This window comes from Gimesia maris (assembly GCF_008298035.1).
GTDB classification, from domain to species: Bacteria; Planctomycetota; Planctomycetia; order Planctomycetales; family Planctomycetaceae; genus Gimesia; species Gimesia maris.
The window spans coordinates 6,861,523-6,877,652 of record NZ_CP042910.1 but is presented as its reverse complement, the minus strand read 5'-3'; the positions used below and the strand labels follow the sequence as shown (position 1 = coordinate 6,877,652).

At 51.5% G+C, this 16,130-nt stretch carries 13 protein-coding genes; 8 read left to right on the top strand and 5 right to left on the bottom strand.

What is annotated here, in order from left to right; genetic code table 11:
• Positions 1-198: 198 nt before the first annotated feature.
• The 4 genes from GmarT_RS25545 to GmarT_RS25530 all read left to right on the top strand — a co-directional run bounded on the left by GmarT_RS25545 (position 199) and on the right by GmarT_RS25530 (position 3,517).
• Complete coding sequence (locus GmarT_RS25545; RefSeq protein ID WP_002647175.1) at positions 199-591, top strand: hypothetical protein; 393 nt, start codon at positions 199-201, stop codon at positions 589-591.
• Between the two features lie 191 nt (positions 592-782).
• Complete coding sequence (locus tag GmarT_RS25540) at positions 783-1,574, top strand: hypothetical protein (RefSeq protein WP_002647176.1); 792 nt, start codon at positions 783-785, stop codon at positions 1,572-1,574.
• A 29-nt stretch (positions 1,575-1,603) separates the two neighbouring features.
• Positions 1,604-2,821 carry an ABC transporter permease gene (locus GmarT_RS25535; RefSeq protein WP_002647177.1) on the top strand — a complete coding sequence of 406 codons (1,218 nt, stop codon included), beginning with the start codon at positions 1,604-1,606 and terminating at the stop codon, positions 2,819-2,821.
• A 3-nt stretch (positions 2,822-2,824) separates the two neighbouring features.
• Positions 2,825-3,517: an ABC transporter ATP-binding protein gene (locus tag GmarT_RS25530; RefSeq protein ID WP_002647178.1), complete on the top strand. Its 693-nt coding sequence runs from the start codon at positions 2,825-2,827 to the stop codon at positions 3,515-3,517.
• A gap of 82 nt (positions 3,518-3,599) precedes the next feature.
• On the opposite strand, the gene GmarT_RS25525 is transcribed toward GmarT_RS25530, so the two are convergent.
• Together GmarT_RS25525 and GmarT_RS25520 are read right to left on the bottom strand one after the other, a co-directional pair.
• Positions 3,600-4,496 carry a class I SAM-dependent methyltransferase gene (locus GmarT_RS25525; RefSeq protein ID WP_044238570.1) on the bottom strand — a complete coding sequence of 299 codons (897 nt, stop codon included), beginning with the start codon at positions 4,494-4,496 and terminating at the stop codon, positions 3,600-3,602.
• 287 nt (positions 4,497-4,783) lie between these two features.
• Positions 4,784-6,991, bottom strand: coding sequence for a hypothetical protein (locus GmarT_RS25520; protein ID WP_002647180.1), 2,208 nt, complete (start codon positions 6,989-6,991; stop codon positions 4,784-4,786).
• 218 nt (positions 6,992-7,209) lie between these two features.
• Between GmarT_RS25520 and mntR the strand changes: the two genes are divergently transcribed.
• The 4 genes from mntR (at position 7,210) to GmarT_RS25500 (ending at position 12,025) form a co-directional block, all read left to right on the top strand.
• Positions 7,210-7,683, top strand: a complete 474-nt coding sequence (gene mntR, locus GmarT_RS25515) for a manganese-binding transcriptional regulator MntR (RefSeq protein WP_261337835.1) — start codon at positions 7,210-7,212, stop codon at positions 7,681-7,683.
• Positions 7,684-7,813: 130 nt separating this feature from the next.
• Positions 7,814-9,283, top strand: coding sequence for a sulfatase (locus GmarT_RS25510; RefSeq protein ID WP_044238585.1), 1,470 nt, complete (start codon positions 7,814-7,816; stop codon positions 9,281-9,283).
• 36 nt (positions 9,284-9,319) lie between these two features.
• The gene (locus tag GmarT_RS25505) at positions 9,320-10,324 is read left to right on the top strand and encodes an amidohydrolase family protein (RefSeq protein ID WP_002647183.1); all 1,005 of its coding nucleotides are present in this window, start codon (positions 9,320-9,322) and stop codon (positions 10,322-10,324) included.
• Between the two features lie 291 nt (positions 10,325-10,615).
• Positions 10,616-12,025, top strand: coding sequence for a DUF1501 domain-containing protein (locus GmarT_RS25500; RefSeq protein ID WP_002647184.1), 1,410 nt, complete (start codon positions 10,616-10,618; stop codon positions 12,023-12,025).
• Positions 12,026-12,040: 15 nt separating this feature from the next.
• Here GmarT_RS25500 and GmarT_RS25495 read toward each other — a convergent pair whose 3' ends face one another.
• The 3 genes from GmarT_RS25495 to GmarT_RS25485 all read right to left on the bottom strand — a co-directional run bounded on the left by GmarT_RS25495 (position 12,041) and on the right by GmarT_RS25485 (position 15,985).
• A complete protein-coding gene (locus GmarT_RS25495; RefSeq protein WP_002647185.1) occupies positions 12,041-13,471 on the bottom strand; it encodes a sulfatase in 1,431 nt (476 codons plus the stop codon).
• Positions 13,472-13,501: 30 nt separating this feature from the next.
• On the bottom strand, positions 13,502-14,701 hold the full coding sequence (locus GmarT_RS25490) for an Ig-like domain-containing protein (RefSeq protein ID WP_002647186.1): 1,200 nt from the start codon (positions 14,699-14,701) through the stop codon (positions 13,502-13,504).
• 126 nt (positions 14,702-14,827) lie between these two features.
• Entirely contained in the window at positions 14,828-15,985 is a 1,158-nt protein-coding gene (locus GmarT_RS25485) for a hypothetical protein (RefSeq protein WP_002647187.1), read from the bottom strand.
• Positions 15,986-16,130 lie beyond the last annotated feature (145 nt).

Genomic DNA, 16,130 nt, shown 5'->3' with positions numbered 1-16,130 from the left:
GGGTGATCAGAGTCACATAGGAGCACCTCAAATCTTGAGTTGCTGTAAAGCTGTCGAAGTGCAGCTGACGATAAACAGGGTATTCATAGAGATTCGACTTGTGGTCACTTTGACCACAGTTTTCCGTGCGTACTCCGCGGAACAGAACGAAATACACACAGAAAATCTCTGTCGTCACGATTTGAGTGAAACTATCCGATGAAACTGCTTCGTCTGTTTTTGATCGTCCTGATAATGCAACCCTGCCCCGTCTGCTGGGGACACGGGGTGTCTGCGATCAGCGAATGGGGGCATGCCGAACCGGAACAGGAAGTCTGTGTTGCCGTTCGACCTGCGTGCTGTTCTCAAACCTGTCATCGGCACGATCTCCATGAGTCCCGGGAACATCACGAGCAGCACGATTGTCCCTGTGCCTGCCATATTTCTGAAATCGTATTTGCGCAAACCACACCCGCCGTGAATCTCCGCAGCATGACAACCACCCCCGGCATGCTGATCGTCGAGAATCATTTATCGGGCCGCCTGGCCGTTTTAAATACAACCGCCATCGATATTTCACAAGCAATGATTACCGCACCTTTGCGTCTATAGATGTTCTTCCGGGCCCGCTGGTCCACCGCCTGATTTCAGCGTGCTGTCCCGCCATTGGTATGAAGAATGCGTGAGACAGAGTTTACGATCAGTTATGTTCCGCGTCAGTCCGATTCCTTATGAGGAAGCGGCTCCGGAACTTCCATTTGAAATAAATACAAATCATTAATACAAAACAGAGGAATCTTAACATGTTCACACGTTCGAATTTCAGTTCGTTCAAAAATAATCGCCTGCAGTTGTGTGTGGTCTGTGCTTTCGTGCTGGCGCTGACGTCAGTAAGTTCAGCCCAGGAAGTACAAAAGATTGCGTCGCTCAGCAAAGTCGAAACCTCCCGGGCCGCAGCTGCGAAGGAGAACAAATATACGTTCATCATGTTCTGGAAAAACCAGGACGATGCCACCAAGGCCATGTGGAGCACATTGCAGCAGAATCTGTCAGGCAAAAATGACACCACCACATTTGTCGCCGTCAACACCAGTGATCCCGCGGAAGCAAAAATCGTCGAAGAGTACGGCGTGTCACGCGCACCAATGCCGCTGACGCTGGCAGTGGCTCCCAATGGCGCGATCACCGGTTCGTTCGTGAAACAGATCAACGCTGACTACATTCAGCAGTCGTTCGTCTCGCCGGCCAAGTGCCGCTGCATGAAGACACTGCAGAGCCGCAAAATGGTACTGCTGTGTGTCAACGCGGGTTCGAGCTCAGCAATGCCCCAAGGCGTGCAGGACTTTAAAGCCGTTCCCTGCTATCAGAATGTTGTGGAAGTGGTCAACGTCTCACAGACAGAAGCCGCGGAAGCCGACTTCCTGAAAGAACTCGAAGTCCCTCAGGACGGACAGAATACCAAAGTTGTGTTCATGGCGCCTCCCGGTGTGATGGTTGGCATGTACAACGGAAATGTGACGAGCCAGCAGTTGATTGCCGAACTGAAAAAGGCAGGTAAAAGCTGTGGCGTTGAAGGCTGTAAACACTGTAAATAATTCGTCACATTGATAAAGGAGACTGTCTCATGACCATGAGATCAATTATCTGGAAAGAACTGCGGGAACGTCCGACCGCATTGATTGCCAGTCTGCTGGCAATCATGTTGAGTGTCACTGCATTAGTGGCGATCCGCAATGTGACGATTTTCTCTGAGAAAGAAGTCGCTGGAAAACTTGATAAGCTGGGAGCCAATGTGCTCATTCTACCCAAGGGAGTCACGCTGCAGGATTACTATTCTGCTGATATGCACGCGGAAACCATTCCTGAAGAGCATGTCGCGGAACTGGCACTCGCGGGGCTGACAGGCGTGGAAGCCATTTCTCCCAAGCTGTGTGTGCCGACCGAGATTGACGGTAAAAATGTCATTCTCACAGGCATCCTGCCCCAGGAAGAAATTCAGAAAATGGCCGCCTGGCAGGGAGGCATGATTTTCAAAAAACACGAAGGCTGCAAAGCCAAAATCAATGTGATCGATGAAAATCAGGATGCACCTGAAGCTTTGGCAGATCGACGGGCGTTACAGAACCTGAATGAGAATGAAGTCATTCTCGGCTCAGACTATGCCGCGAATAACGGACTGGCCGCCGGCGATTCTCTGGAACTGCTGGGTGAGAAGTTTACGGTGTTGACCACACTGCCGTCAACGGGAACCGTTGACGACGGTCGCGTTTTCGCACACCTGCATACGGTGCAGCGTCTCTCGAAGTCGGGCGAAGTGGTTAACATTATTGAAGTCATGGGCTGCTGTGAAGATGTCGCTAACGGCCTGGTCGGGGACCTGCAGTCGCTGCTGCCGGGTACGAAAGTCGTCACAATTGCGAACGTCGTGGAGACCCAGATTTCCATCAATCGCATGATGACGAATCTGTCGTACCTGTTCCTGGCGATTCTGATTGCCGTGGGAGGTGCGAGCATGGCCAGTGCCAGCTTTGCCAACGTGATGGAACGCCGTCGCGAAATCGGCACGCTGATGGCATTGGGGGCAACACCCCGCTTTGTCACACAGCTTTTTCTGGCCAAAGCAGCTTTGCTGGGGCTTGCAGGTGGTATCACCGGTTATATCGCAGGCAGTGTGCTGGCGATGTTCCTGGGGCCCGCTTTTGCCGATGTCTCGGTTCTGCCCGTTCCGGCCCTGGCATTCATTTCTGCGGCGATTGCCGTGCTGGTGACGATTGCTGCCAGCTATATCCCCGCACGACAGGCGGCCAAACTCGATCCCTGTATGTGCTTCAAGGAGGTCTGATCCATGTTAACGTTAGAAGCAGTTCGCAAAGTGTATCGCAAGAAGCAGGACGAGGTGGTGGCCCTTGATTCCACCAGCCTGGAAATTGCCCGCGGTGATTTTATCGCCATTATTGGGCCCAGTGGGAGTGGGAAAACGACACTGCTCTCCATGCTGGGAGCGATGTCGGCCCCTTCGGAAGGTCGGATTCTGCTGGATGGGGAGTCGATCTATGATCTGCCCGTCAATCTGCGGGCGGAAGTCAGGCAGAATAAGATCGGCTTCGTCTTTCAGACGTTCAATCTGATTCCTTATCTGACGGCGATCGAAAATGTGCAGATTCCGATGTTGCTGGCGAAGAAACATCGCGGCGAGCAGCAGGAGAAAGCGGAAGCGTTGCTCACGAAAGTCGGCCTGCAGGATCGCCTGCATCACAAGCCGGCGGAATTGAGTGTCGGTCAGCAGCAGCGCGTCGCACTGGCACGCATGCTGGCCAATGATCCGTCGATCATTCTGGCCGACGAACCGACAGGGAACCTCGATCCGGATACCAAGGATCAGGTGATGGAGTTTCTGACGCAGTTCAACGAAGAGGGGCGTACGATCATCATGGTGACCCACGATCTGTCCGCCGCCAGCTGTGCCAGAAAAACGCTGACACTCTCAGAAGGGATGATCAGCAACACTCAGCAGAGTCAGTTACTCAAAACCGCATAAGCCGGTTCTGAGTTTGAAAACAGGATCCCGGACCGGTACTGATGAAAGAACCGGTTCGGGATTTTTTTATACAAAAAGGGTTTCACTGCTGTTCTTCAATCGGTTTCTGAAAGACTCCGAGAATGGAAGTGCCCCAGGGAAAGGGAATCCAGACACCGGCGGGAGTTTCCAGGTGAAAAATCGTCTTGAGCGCTGCATTGACAGGGGGGGCGGGGACACGATGTGTTTGAACGAGCAGTTTTCTGATCTCAACCGCATTCATGTTTTTGTAATCAGGTGATTTGATACGGCTCAGATAAAGCAGGGGACTCAGCAGAAACATAAAATAGCGGGTCAGACGCAAGTCAAATCCTACCTGCCCGGCAAGGACAGCAAACTCTTTTTTTGAGTACCGCCGCACGTGATGCGCCAGTTCATCATTGTAAGTCCAGAAAAACTTCAATGCCGGTGTCGCGACGAAGAGCAGTCCCCCAGGACGCAAGGCATTGTATGCCTGCTGTAAAGCTGATATGTCGTCGGGAATGTGTTCCAGAACATCGAGTAAAAAGACAACATCCCAGCGATCTTTCCAGGGGAGTTGGAGCAGATCAATCTGGTATCGTTTTACCGCCGGTCCGACATAATGGGCGGCATACTCAAGCGCATGGATTGAAGAATCTCCTAAAGCCAGTTCACAGTGGGAATAGTCTGCATTGTCTGTCAGATAGTGGACCCAGCCTCCACAGCCTCCTCCCAGATCAATCATCGACAAGGAATCGTTGTGCTGACCTGCCGCTGATTTCATCATTTTTTTCAGCGTGTACTCGATAAAACGATGGCGGCCCGAATACCAGAAATGTTTTGTCTGCATTTCGCGTAAGGTGTCAAAGCCCTTCTCATCATATTCATCATTGCGATGCTGGACCGCGATGACGGGCTGATAGATACCCTGGTCGTTCTCTTGAAAATGTCGCTTATCGTCTGACGTGGGTTCTGTCATCGGTTGAGTTCCGGGGGGTTGGGGACAGGCTTTCGATCTCAAAGGGAAAGACTGACTGGTCGTCTTCGCCTGCTCAGTCATGTCTGAAAACAGGCAACTGAAAACATGTATGTAAATTTCTGGCACTTAAACTGAGGAGAGAACCGGGCATTCAGTTTAGCCGGCAGTGGAGTCAGTTTGGAAGAAAACCAGCAGGGAGTCAGCGAATCAGAAGATATATGAAACGATCGAAGGAAATGTGACGGTTATTCATGCATCTCTACTCTGAAAATAGAGTCGGAGAAATGTCACTCTTTCGATGTGTCTTTTTTTATCAATGCCTCATGCGAAATCAGGCATTGATAGAATTTCTGACGTTTCAGCGAACGCTCAAGAGCCCCGCGGTTGAAGGGGCCTGTGGTCTCGAATGAGAATTCCTTCTTCGCGGCATCAAACTGCAGTGTTTTAAGATCGATCCAGGTAAATCCGTCGAGCGCATCCCGGGCACTTTTCTCAGGTTTCCCCGTGGCTCTGCCGCCATACAGACCATATTTTACTGTCACTCTGACGTTTTCCTTTACCAGTGCCGGCTCTGCTGACTGTTTTGCAGTCATCCCCGGCTGCTGTGGATTTCCATTTCCACTCGATTCAGGCAGGGTTGTATTCAGGTGAGTGCATTCAAGTTTGATCCTCGCTAAGGCAGTTGTTGCTGTCTCGATATCTCTGGCATCATCCTCAACGACTCGCACACGAATGTTAAACGTCCCCTCGTCAAAATCCATCTGCAGAGAGCCGGGAATGTAGCCTCCGATTGCACCCAGGTTTCCGTCCGCCATATGCTGCGTAAAGGTCTTATCAAACTGGTGTAGTTTCTGACCTTGATTGATGAAGCTGAAATACATGGTTTTTTCAGAGGCTTCCGGGTCATAGACTACATCCTCTACTGAAACCAGTTCCTGATCGACATCCAGATCCAAGGAGCGAATTCCATTTACCATTTTGATCAGGTCATCAGGGGGAACACGATCAATCTGAAAGGATAACTCCTTGTTCGGAATATCAAACTGGACGGACTTTCCGATATACCCATCCAGATTATTAATCAGTTCGTCATCAAGATGTCGGTGAATGCCTTGAATGTCAGTGGGCCGTAATGGCCGGGGAGGATCGAATACATTTCTGAGTCTTTTCTCTGCCAGCAGAACCTTCAGGACAACCCGCTTCATGGGTCTGTTAGGCGTGCGGATTACAGGACCCGGGGTTTCCACCAGAGCAGGCTCTGCTGAGACTTTAATCTTCGTGTTTGAAACTCGACTCCCCGACTCGTCATTGATGAATTCTTTTACACGGTGATCGGGGTAATGATCGAGTTGAAACGTAATGGTCTTCTTCACCAGATTGACATCCAGGCTGAACGGCACATACCCCGTAAGACCGGTTTCCAGGCGATCTTCCAGATCGTGGATCAGAGAACGTCGCCAGAAATTGTAACCGAACTGATCCTGCATCGCGCGTTCATAAAAATCAGCGATGCCGACAATCTTGTAGGTGACCTGGCTGGGATGAAGCTGCTGTTCTGTGCGTTGTTCGATGGTTCGGTATGGTTTCGCGCCAATGCTGACTGGAAGCTGATACAGGTTATTGATCTGAACGCCCAGATTAGCGCTGGGGTAGGTGATCACTTCAAACGTCAGCTTCTCATATTCAAGATCCAGTACCAGGGAGTCTGGCACATATTCAGGCACTTCGTTTTTAAAACGTTCATTCAAAATCAGTCGTAACGCTTCCGAGCCGATCTGAAAATTCTGGTCGAGCTGGGACTGGTATTCAGGACTTTTGATCTGGGCCGAATAGTGAAGTTCCTGCTTTACCAGTGAGTCCGCTCCAGATTCTGCCGCCAGCTCTTCGCGAAGTGTCCGCTCTAGCGGGGCAACGGTTATCATCTGATAACCAACTTCGTTCAACTTACGTACCAGATCACTGACGTTCGCTGTGTTCACTCTGAGGGAGATTCTGTTTTGTCTCAAATCGACGCGTAACGAACCAGGCTCATAGAAAGCAAAGTTTTTTTGCAGAGTCGAGTCCAGGGAGCGTTGTGCTGTTCTGGCCGCCAGATCGATATTCTTCTCGGACTTTTCCAGAAACTGTTGCACGTTCTTGTGTAATGAAACAATTTTAAATACCAGCTCGGTCGAATCTTTGTCCGGCCTGCTCGTTGGGGGATTGTCGTTAGCGGAAGAGGTAGTTTTTGGAGACTGAGGCTTCAGTGTCCTGCTGGGGGCAGAACTCTTGTTTTCAGGCTTTGGAGTTGTCGATGAAATCGCCTCATGCAGCGGAGTTGATTTTTCTGTTTCCGTGGGAGTCGAACTGCCGCACGAACTTGCCAGGCAGATACACAGACCCAGCAAAAAACGAGAAAAAATCACAGACTGCGGGCGTCTGCTGCCTGCTTCAATATTTTGCAGTAACCTGGAGCGAATAACGGCAGAACCAGAAAAGTCGAATCGATGAATCATTATAAACCTGATTTATAAAAGACGTTGGTATGAATCAGTAGGTTAAGTTGAACAGGTGCTGTAAACAAGATTAGTTGACTGAAATTAATCGCGATTTCAGTCAGTTCATTCTGGTTTTGTTTCCTGTAGTCAATTGAAGCTGCTTATTGTGTTAAGACTCGAATTCACTTGTACTTCGATTCCAATTCCGTTTCCTTAAGGCTGTCAAACTCAGCCACATCCCGGTAACATGGAACGCCGGAAATCACAAACGACACTCAAGGCGAGACAGGATGGCTAAGAAGCAGAAACCAAAGAATCAACACGAGCGCACGCGTGTGGATCATGCAACGGAAATTGCAGAAGACTATGTAGAAGCAATCGCAGTCGTGATCGAAGAGCAGGGCGTTTGCCGGGTGAAAGATCTGGCGGAACACTTCGCCGTGAGCCATGTGACTGTCAATCGTACCGTGGCCCGACTGCAGCGGGACGGTTATGTCACCACCGAGCCTTACAGTCCCGTGGAATTGACCACGCAAGGCGCGCGTCTCGCGAAAGATTCCCGCCGTCGTCATGAAATTGTCCTCAGTTTTCTGATTGCGCTCGGCGTCAGTGAAGAGACTGCCGCCACCGATTCCGAAGGCATCGAACACCATGTCAGCCCGGAAACACTGGCGATTATGGAATCGTTCGTCTCGAAAGTGCAGGGCTGATCAGTCCCGCAATAAGATCGCGTTTTTTCTTGCTTCGATCCAGAATTCATTGCTGAATTCAAGTACCGGGTCTGCTAGCATGGATAGTCACAATCTGTATCAAACCGGTCAATTACAACGGAGCGCGTTCATGATCTACAGCCTCGGTCGAATCATTACCTGCATCTTCTGTTTTCTAATCACAACACAGTCTGTTTTCTCCGCAGATACAAAGCCCAACGTTCTGTTTCTGATTTGTGATGACCTGAACTGTGATCTGGGCTGTTATGGACATCCACAGGTCCAGTCTCCGAATATCGATCAACTGGCAAAACAGGGCGTTCGCTTTGAACACGCCTACTGTCAGTTCCCGTTATGTGGTCCCAGTCGGGCCTCGTTCATGACCGGTATGTATCCCGATCAGACTCTCGTGCATCGCAATGGAATTTATATTCGGGAACATGTGCCCAACGTAAAAACGATGTCGCAGATGTTTCGAGATCACGGTTACTTCGCGACCCGTGTGGGAAAAATCTACCACTACAATGTTCCCAAACACATTGGGACCAGTGGACACGATGACCCTTATTCCTGGAATCAGACCTTTAATCCCCGCGGTCGCGATGTGGATGACGAAGACCAGATCTTCAGCCTGGTACCGGGAAGCTATGGGGGTACGCTCAGCTGGCTGGCTGCCGAGGGAACCGATGCTGAGCAGACCGATGGCATCGCCGCTGACATCGCCATTCAGCAGTTGAAAAAATTTGCGGAGTCCAAAGAACCTTTCTTTCTCGCTGTTGGTCTGTATCGACCGCATACACCTTATGTCGCTCCGAAAAGCTATTTCGAAAAATACCCCGTTGAGCAGATCAAAGTGCCACAGATCCCGGACGGATACCTGAAGACCATTCCGGCGTCGGCACGGAAATCGGTCACCCGCAAAAAGGATCAGATTGATCTGCCCGACAAGCTGGCCCGCCAGGCGATTCAGGCCTATTACGCATCGATTACCTTCGCCGACGCCCAACTGGGACACATCCTGTCTGCTCTTAAAGAGACAGGCCTTGATGAAAACACCATCGTCGTATTCACCTCCGATCACGGTTATCACATGGGCGAACATGGACACTGGCAGAAAACCACACTGTTTGAAAACGCAACTCACGTCCCCATGATCATCGCGGGACCCGGTGTCACCGCGAAGGGGCAGGCCGCTGCTGCTCCAGCAGAAATGGTCGACTTTTATCCGACGCTGGCTGAACTGTGTGGACTGAAAGCACCGGCGTCCGTTTCCGGTATCAGCCAGGTGCCTGCCTTAAAAGATGCGACAGCAACACCACGCAAAACCGCACTCACACAATATTTGAACGGATACAGTCTGCGCACTCCCACCTTCCGTTATACCGAATGGGGAACAAATGGCAGTGAAGGCGTAGAACTCTACGATCACAGTTCCGATCCTGCGGAAATGCATAACCTGGCAAACCAGGCGAAGACTCAAAAATTACGCGACGAACTGGCGGAGATTCTCCATGAACGGATTGAACAGGCGAATGCCGCACCGAAAGGCGTCAAGCAGATTACATTCGAGAACCGTCGTCGCGTTCCCAAACAAAAATGAATTCCAGACTTGTATTTTCTGATAGGGTCGTTTTGAATGGAATCAGCACGACCCAATCCTTCCATTAATTACCTGGTACAAAATATGAATCTCTCCCGCCGCGAATTTTCCAAATCACTTCTACTGGCTGGCCTCGGCACCGTAGCCGGGCAATGGCCCACCCGGGCAGCCAGGGCAGCCGAACCCAGCATCAAAGCCGGTACCGGTTTCATTGATGTCCATACTCATATTGGCACCTATACCGATCCGAAAAAGAATCTGACGTCGGAAGGTCTGATCGAGTGGATGGACGAGAACCAGATCGAGAAGTCCTGTGTGTTGCCGTTGACGTCGCCGGAATCGACCAAGTATCTGCAGACGACCGAGTCGGTGCTGGCAGCTGCCAAAGATCATCCCGATCGTCTGGTTCCGTTCTGCTCTGTCGACCCGCGTACAACACATGCCGGCAGTGTGAAAGCGCTGGTCGGCATGATTCAAGGCTGGGTCGATCAGGGGGCGAAGGGCTTCGGCGAACATAAGGTGGGGCTCAATTTTGATGATCCACTGATGATGCGCGTCTACGAAGCCTGCCAGGAAGTTGGCATTCCACTCCTGTTTCATATCGATACCATTCGCGGTAAAGATGTTCCCGGACTGAAGCGTCTGGAAAATGCCCTCAAAACATTTCCCGAATTGAATTTCATCGGCCATGGTCCCGGTTGGTGGGCTTCGATCTCCGGTGGTCTCACTCCCAAAGAACTGGGCGGCTATCCTAAAGACAAAGTGAAACCGGGTGGTGCCATCGATGATCTGATGAGTCGTTATCCCAATATTTATGGCGATCTCTCAGCAGGTTCCGGTGCGAATTCCATTTCCCGTGATCTGGAGTTCGGCACGGAGTTTTTAATCCGTCGTCAGGATCGAATTCTGTTCGGCACCGATTATCTTGCACCTGGTCAGAATGTGCCTCAGTTTGAACTGTTCGAAAAACTCGAACTACCGGCTGAGGTCCGCGCGAAAATTAATCGTGAAAATGCCATCAAACTACTGAAACTGACTTAAGTTAACGTGGAAATGCCATTCTGACTGGTTCGGTTGGCAGGTATTGCAGGAATTATACCGCCGGGGTACTGTCTGAATGAACATATCAATGAAGATTCTTAATAATTCTCAGGAACTTCGCGTTGTTATTTCCGATCATATTCGTGTATGCTGATAATACTTAAAAGTCCTGCCTGAGCTGCTCACCACAAAAGATAGGATAGAAGAGGGTTTGTTTTTTATTTCAAAAACCGTTTTTTATCTAACCTTAATTAATAATCGACCACTCGATTGAACTACGGGAGAATTCGGATGTCCCAATCACTCAACCGCTCCAGTATTTCCCACGGACAACATCATGAGTCTGGCAGCGGATTTTCCGCGTTTGCCCCCGGTTCTGATCTGGTGCACGTCGGCAGCCGTCGCTGGTTTCTGCAGATGGGAATGGCGGGACTGGCCGGACTTTCGATGCCCGAACTACTCAAGCGACAGGCGCTGGCCGCACCACAGGCTCAGCTCACGCATCCGGTTCAGGCCAAGTCTGTGATTATGATCTGGTTGTCTGGTGGACCCAGTCAGCTGGATATGTGGGATCTCAAACCGCAGGCACCAAAGGAAATCCGTGGTCCCTTCAATCCGATTCAGACTTCCGTCAGCGGCATTGAAATCTGTGAGCATATGCCAGAGCAGGCTGCGATGATGGACAAGTTCGCCATTATCCGTTCCATGGACGCGTCATCCAGTAACCACACACCGACGACTTTTCAGGCCTGCAATCCCAAGTCACGTCGTACGAACGACAATCGGGACGGCGGCGGTTATCCATCCATGGGTTCGGTCGCCGCGAAATTCCGTGGTCCCAATGTACCGGGCATGCCCGGCTTCGTCGCATTAGCCGACAGTATGGCCGCCGACATCTATGGTGCCGGTCATCTCGGGCATCGTTATGAACCTCTGGACGGCGTCAAGTCTGCTGGAAAATTCGGAATGCCTGCCGGTGTGCAGACCGCCCGCCTGACGGACCGTGAAGAATTACGTCAGCAGTTTGATCGACTGCGAAAACATACAGAGCTCTCGCCCGAACTTTCCCTGCAGGATCGTTATGTGCAGGAAGCGTACGACATGGTGCTCTCAGGCAATGTTGCCAAAGCCTTTGATGTGAATCGGGAATCAGCCCAGGTTCGCGAAAAGTACGGTAATCATTCCTTTGGACAGAAATCACTGCTGGCCCGCCGACTCGTCGAAGCGGGAGTGACTTTCATTACGATGAGCGACGCCTGGGGACACTGGGACCATCACGGCGACGAAGTCAAATGGGGCGGCATCAACAAAGGCCTCAAGCCAATGCTGCCGGTTCTCGATCATGGTATCGCCACGCTGATCAGTGATCTTGATGAACGAGGTCTGCTCGATACGACGCTGGTACTGGTACTGGGTGAATTCGGTCGAGGTCCCGTCATTACCAAAACCGATGGCCGCGGACACTGGACTCCTGTCATGTCGATGCTGGCAGCGGGTGCAGGAGTGCCCGGCGGTCAGGTCATTGGTGCCACCGATCGTCGCGGTGGTGAAATCGCTGAACGTCGACTGGGCCCCGGAGACCTGGGTGCTACGGTCTTCAAGAAACTGGGCATCGATCCCTACGGTCACTGGATTAAACCGGGCGGACGTCCCACACCACTGGTTGAAGGTCCTTCCGCTCCGATTGCTGAGCTTGGTTAATTCGCTCGTTCGACTTCACTCAGCTTTGGCAGCGACAGGATAACGCGCCCGTTGTGCCTGCAGCTTCTGTTTCAATTCGGACTGCAGTTCTGCTGCTTGCTTCGGGTGAGTACTACTGAGGTTGCGTTGCTCGGAAGGATCCTTGCTCAAGTCGTACAACTCACTCTGTTCGGTTTCATAAAATTGCAGTAGTTTCCAGTCCCCCCGGCGAATGGCAGACACCGGTTTCGTTTTGCTGACGATGAAGTCGTTTATTTCGATTGTCTCTTTCGCTTTGGTATAACCTTTTTCCGGATGGTAATAAGGGAAGTGCCACGTTAAAGCCCGTTCAGGCCAGGCAGCAGTTGCCCCGTGGAACAGGGGAAGCAGGCTCTCACCATCCAGTGTCAACGCAGAGCAATCCACCCGTGCCACATCACAAAACGTAGGAAACAGATCGATTCCACTCACCGGTTTTGTGCAGCCGCTTCCTGCTTGAACGTGCTGCGGCCAGCGCACCAGCAGAGGCACGCGGATGCCCGCTTCATACAGGTTCCATTTACTGCCTCGCAGAGGCGCATTGTCGGCGTACTCGGGATGCCCACCGTTATCGGACGTGAATACAACCAGCGTCGATTCGCGTAAACCCTGTTGATCCAAGGCTGTCAGGACCTGCCCCACATAAGCATCCAGCGTTTCGATGAACGCACCATAATGGGTGCGGAGGATCTCGTCACCCGTGTCAGCCGCAGCCCGCTTCTGATACTTTTTCACCAGCCAGTCAGTCGGTGCCCGGACCGGTGTATGCACATGGAAGTAAGACAGGTACAGGAAAAAAGGCTGCTCCCGTTTCTGTTTGATAAAATCAATCGCATGCCCTGTCACCGCGTCAGGCGGGAACTCGCCCTCTTTGAAATCGCCGGGCTGCCAGTTAAATTTCTTTGCATACGGATGACTGCCAAACGTTTCTTTCGCTGACTGAAATCCCTGCTGCTTTGGTCCATGAGTCGGATTCCAGCCCAGGTAATGTTTGAAATGCTCACAGACATGCCATTTCCCGAAGAAACCGGTCTGGTAATCTGCCTGCTGCAGTATCTCCGCGATCGTGACTTCATCCAGAGACAGATTTTGCGTGTATGCGGGTGGCATCAATTGACGTACGGGAGGTTTCACGCCGGCAGGTTTTGTCACAAATTCAAAATGCAATCGCGCGGGAGTTTTTCCGGTCAAAATCGCCGCCCGCGAAGCAGAACAAATCGGAGCCGGGGAATAGGCGTTGGTAAATTTCATCCCTTCCGATGCCAGTTGATCCAGGTGAGGCGTCTCCGCGAGTGTGCCTCCATAGCAGCCGAGATCTTTCCAGCCCAGGTCATCCGCCAGTATGAAGACAATGTTAGGCGATTTCTCTGCAGCAGAAACCGGTTGACACAAACAGATCAGCAACAAAACAGACAGGGCGCGCAACATCTGTAAACCTCAGGTGGGAGCATCAGTCGACTATTTGATTTCGAAAGGAAGTGTAACAGAATCGCCGACGGGATTCGAGACTTCCGGCTGTTTCGAAAGGTCCACAGCGAACGGCTGCTGCAGACTGTTGCCCGCCAGATCTTCTAAAACGGTTCCTACCACCAGTTGATACGCGCCCGGCTGCCAGGCTGTGTCCGGCGTGAATTTCCAGACCGATTCTGCTTTGGCCAACTCGATCTTCCCTGCGATCTGATCGCCATTTGCAGTTTGTACGCTCAGCTGGCTGTGTAGTAGCGCAAAATCCAGAGACTCTCCCAACTGACAGATCAGTGGCGCGCGGGTTCCCTCGGCAGGGGACTTCAATTTCCAGTCGTTAATTTCCGGCTGACGTTCATCCATGGCAACCGCCTGGAATGTTTTTCTGACTTCGCTGCCTGATGCGTGTCCCGACAACGCGGCCCATTGCGGACTGATTCGCAGTTCATATTCCTGCCCCGCATTCAGAACGGCCCCGAGTTCGACATTCAGGTTCACCCCCGTTTTCTGTCGGCCCGGATGAAACCAGAGCGTGAGCTGTTTGCCATCGCGTGACCAGAGTTCCGTGTGGCGAAACGGACGGGGCACGAGTTGCCCTTGAGTTTTGTTGAACAGCGAAAAGTGTTCGAAAATATCTCCCTGCTGCATCGGCTCGGAGAATTGAATATAAAATTTCAGATGATTGGCGGGCAGTTGATTACCCGAAGGATAGATCGACAGTACACGCGGCGGCTTGCTGTCGGGCAGCGGAACCACATGCGTAGCCTGCAGACGTCGATCCGGTTTTTCTGTCGCCAGCTTTAATGCCGCGGGATCAAAGGTCGCCTGGTAACGGTTGCCTCTTACCAGCGGAAACGCCGGCTTGAATTCCAGGCGAACGTCTTTCAGTTGATAATTTCCCAGCATGACAGGCAGTTTCTGATCGCTTTGCGACTCCCGCTTCAGTGAGAGTACCCGCTGAAACTGCGTTTCGTCCGCGTCGACAAGAGATGTCCAGAATCGGACACTCTCTGCGGTCACCACTACGCGGCACAATCGAGGATCTTTCGCATCTGCTTCAAACGCGAGATGAAATGGCTCCTCCTGTGGCATACCAGCGGCGCAAACCGGTAGATCCATTAAAAGAACACAGACTGTAAACTGCATAATGTGCCGGCTGAATGACCAGCCTGCTGCAGATGATGATTTTAACATCAGAGAGGCATTCCTCAAAACTTGAACGGTGCTACATGCAATCGACAGTTGACTCGAAAAAAACAGACTCTTTTCCATTCCCAAACCTGAACAGAAAAGAGTCTGTGAACCAGAGGAGGTCACTCGTTATGGCAATTCGGTAATTTCCAGATCGAAGTGCCCGTCATTATCACGCAGCACGACGATTTCTTTTTTCTGCAGCTTGTCGATGTGAACGGCACCGGACAACTGATCGACAATTTCAATGCCGTCAGGGCCGGTCTTCTGTTTAACATCGCGGCGGGCCGCTTCTTCGTTGATGTCTTCCGCGTCCAGGTAATCCATATTCACACGCACGCCCCACCATTTACTCGGGCCGTACATGCTCTTCTTCCAGTGGAAGCGGAATGTATTGGTCAACAGCCATTCCTTGCCGTCACTTTCATAAGTCAGCATGTCGAGTGGTCGGTTACCCGAACCCAGTTCCACCACGCTGGTTCCTTTGACTTTGCTGCCGGACTGCAGTTCATCCAGGGGAAACTTGGCAATGGGCGTACAGGCGAAAGCACCGACGATGTAGTTCTTCCCTTTGTTCGAGTAAGGTACGAACGACTGGATTGGCGCTTTGGTTTCCCATCTTTTGTGTGCGACATGATAGGTTTCCGCGCTGTAGATATCGGCGGAAGTGCCATGTGTTAAGGGCAGGGGGATCGAATAAATTTTGTTAGCGAATTCTTCGTTCGACTGTGCAGCCGCCAGCAGACGGTCACTGGCCAATGCGACGCCGGTGATGTTGCGGATTTTGGAATCTTTTCCGCCGGGCAGCGCAACCTGAATATAGTCGACTTCCGACAGGTCAAAGTTTTTGACTTTGCCCTGCGCGTTGATCATCAGGATCGCAGGCTGTCCGTCGGTCTTGCGATTGACGGCGAGATACACGTTACCGCTTAGTGAATTGACGGCCATGTCGGCGATGTCAATCTGTGAGGGTTCGACGCCCAGGCTGGATGCGACTGCCACATCCACTTTGGAAACTTTCTGTTCCAGTTTCTTCAACGGTCCGACATCGTGAGTATCAATAACTGTAATTGTCGCTTTCGCAGGGTCCGCCACCACCAGCAATCCGCCGGGTCCAAATGTGATTTTACCAACCGACTTGAAATCGGGATTTCCTTTTTGCACATCTTTGAGATACTTGCTCGCTGCCTCTTTGGTCACGCCCGCCTGCAACAGCGGATCGCCTGTCAGCAGCAGCATCAGCGCCAGAATACTGACTGTGCCTTTCATGAGTCTTGATCTGATCATCAAACTGGTTCCCTTAAAAAACTTGAAATCGAGGGTCTCCCCTCCCCACCAACTGAGGTCAATCGTAATTCTCTGAAATTTGATAGTCAACAAGATTGTCAGAATCAGCTGGCTTTCAACAGATTCTTCATGACATTCGAATAAA

Bases quoted from the DNA above. Each gene is read 5' to 3' on its own strand.
- GmarT_RS25545 (WP_002647175.1), top strand. From the start codon at position 199: ATGAAACTGCTTCGTCTGTTTTTGATCGTCCTGATAATGCAACCCTGC.
- GmarT_RS25540 (WP_002647176.1), top strand. From the start codon at position 783: ATGTTCACACGTTCGAATTTCAGTTCGTTCAAAAATAATCGCCTGCAG.
- GmarT_RS25535 (WP_002647177.1), top strand. From the start codon at position 1,604: ATGACCATGAGATCAATTATCTGGAAAGAACTGCGGGAACGTCCGACC.
- GmarT_RS25530 (WP_002647178.1), top strand. From the start codon at position 2,825: ATGTTAACGTTAGAAGCAGTTCGCAAAGTGTATCGCAAGAAGCAGGAC.
- GmarT_RS25525 (WP_044238570.1), bottom strand. From the start codon at position 4,496: ATGACAGAACCCACGTCAGACGATAAGCGACATTTTCAAGAGAACGAC.
- GmarT_RS25520 (WP_002647180.1), bottom strand. From the start codon at position 6,991: ATGATTCATCGATTCGACTTTTCTGGTTCTGCCGTTATTCGCTCCAGG.
- GmarT_RS25510 (WP_044238585.1), top strand. From the start codon at position 7,814: ATGATCTACAGCCTCGGTCGAATCATTACCTGCATCTTCTGTTTTCTA.
- GmarT_RS25505 (WP_002647183.1), top strand. From the start codon at position 9,320: ATGGAATCAGCACGACCCAATCCTTCCATTAATTACCTGGTACAAAAT.
- GmarT_RS25500 (WP_002647184.1), top strand. From the start codon at position 10,616: ATGTCCCAATCACTCAACCGCTCCAGTATTTCCCACGGACAACATCAT.
- GmarT_RS25495 (WP_002647185.1), bottom strand. From the start codon at position 13,471: ATGTTGCGCGCCCTGTCTGTTTTGTTGCTGATCTGTTTGTGTCAACCG.
- GmarT_RS25490 (WP_002647186.1), bottom strand. From the start codon at position 14,701: ATGTTAAAATCATCATCTGCAGCAGGCTGGTCATTCAGCCGGCACATT.
- GmarT_RS25485 (WP_002647187.1), bottom strand. From the start codon at position 15,985: ATGATCAGATCAAGACTCATGAAAGGCACAGTCAGTATTCTGGCGCTG.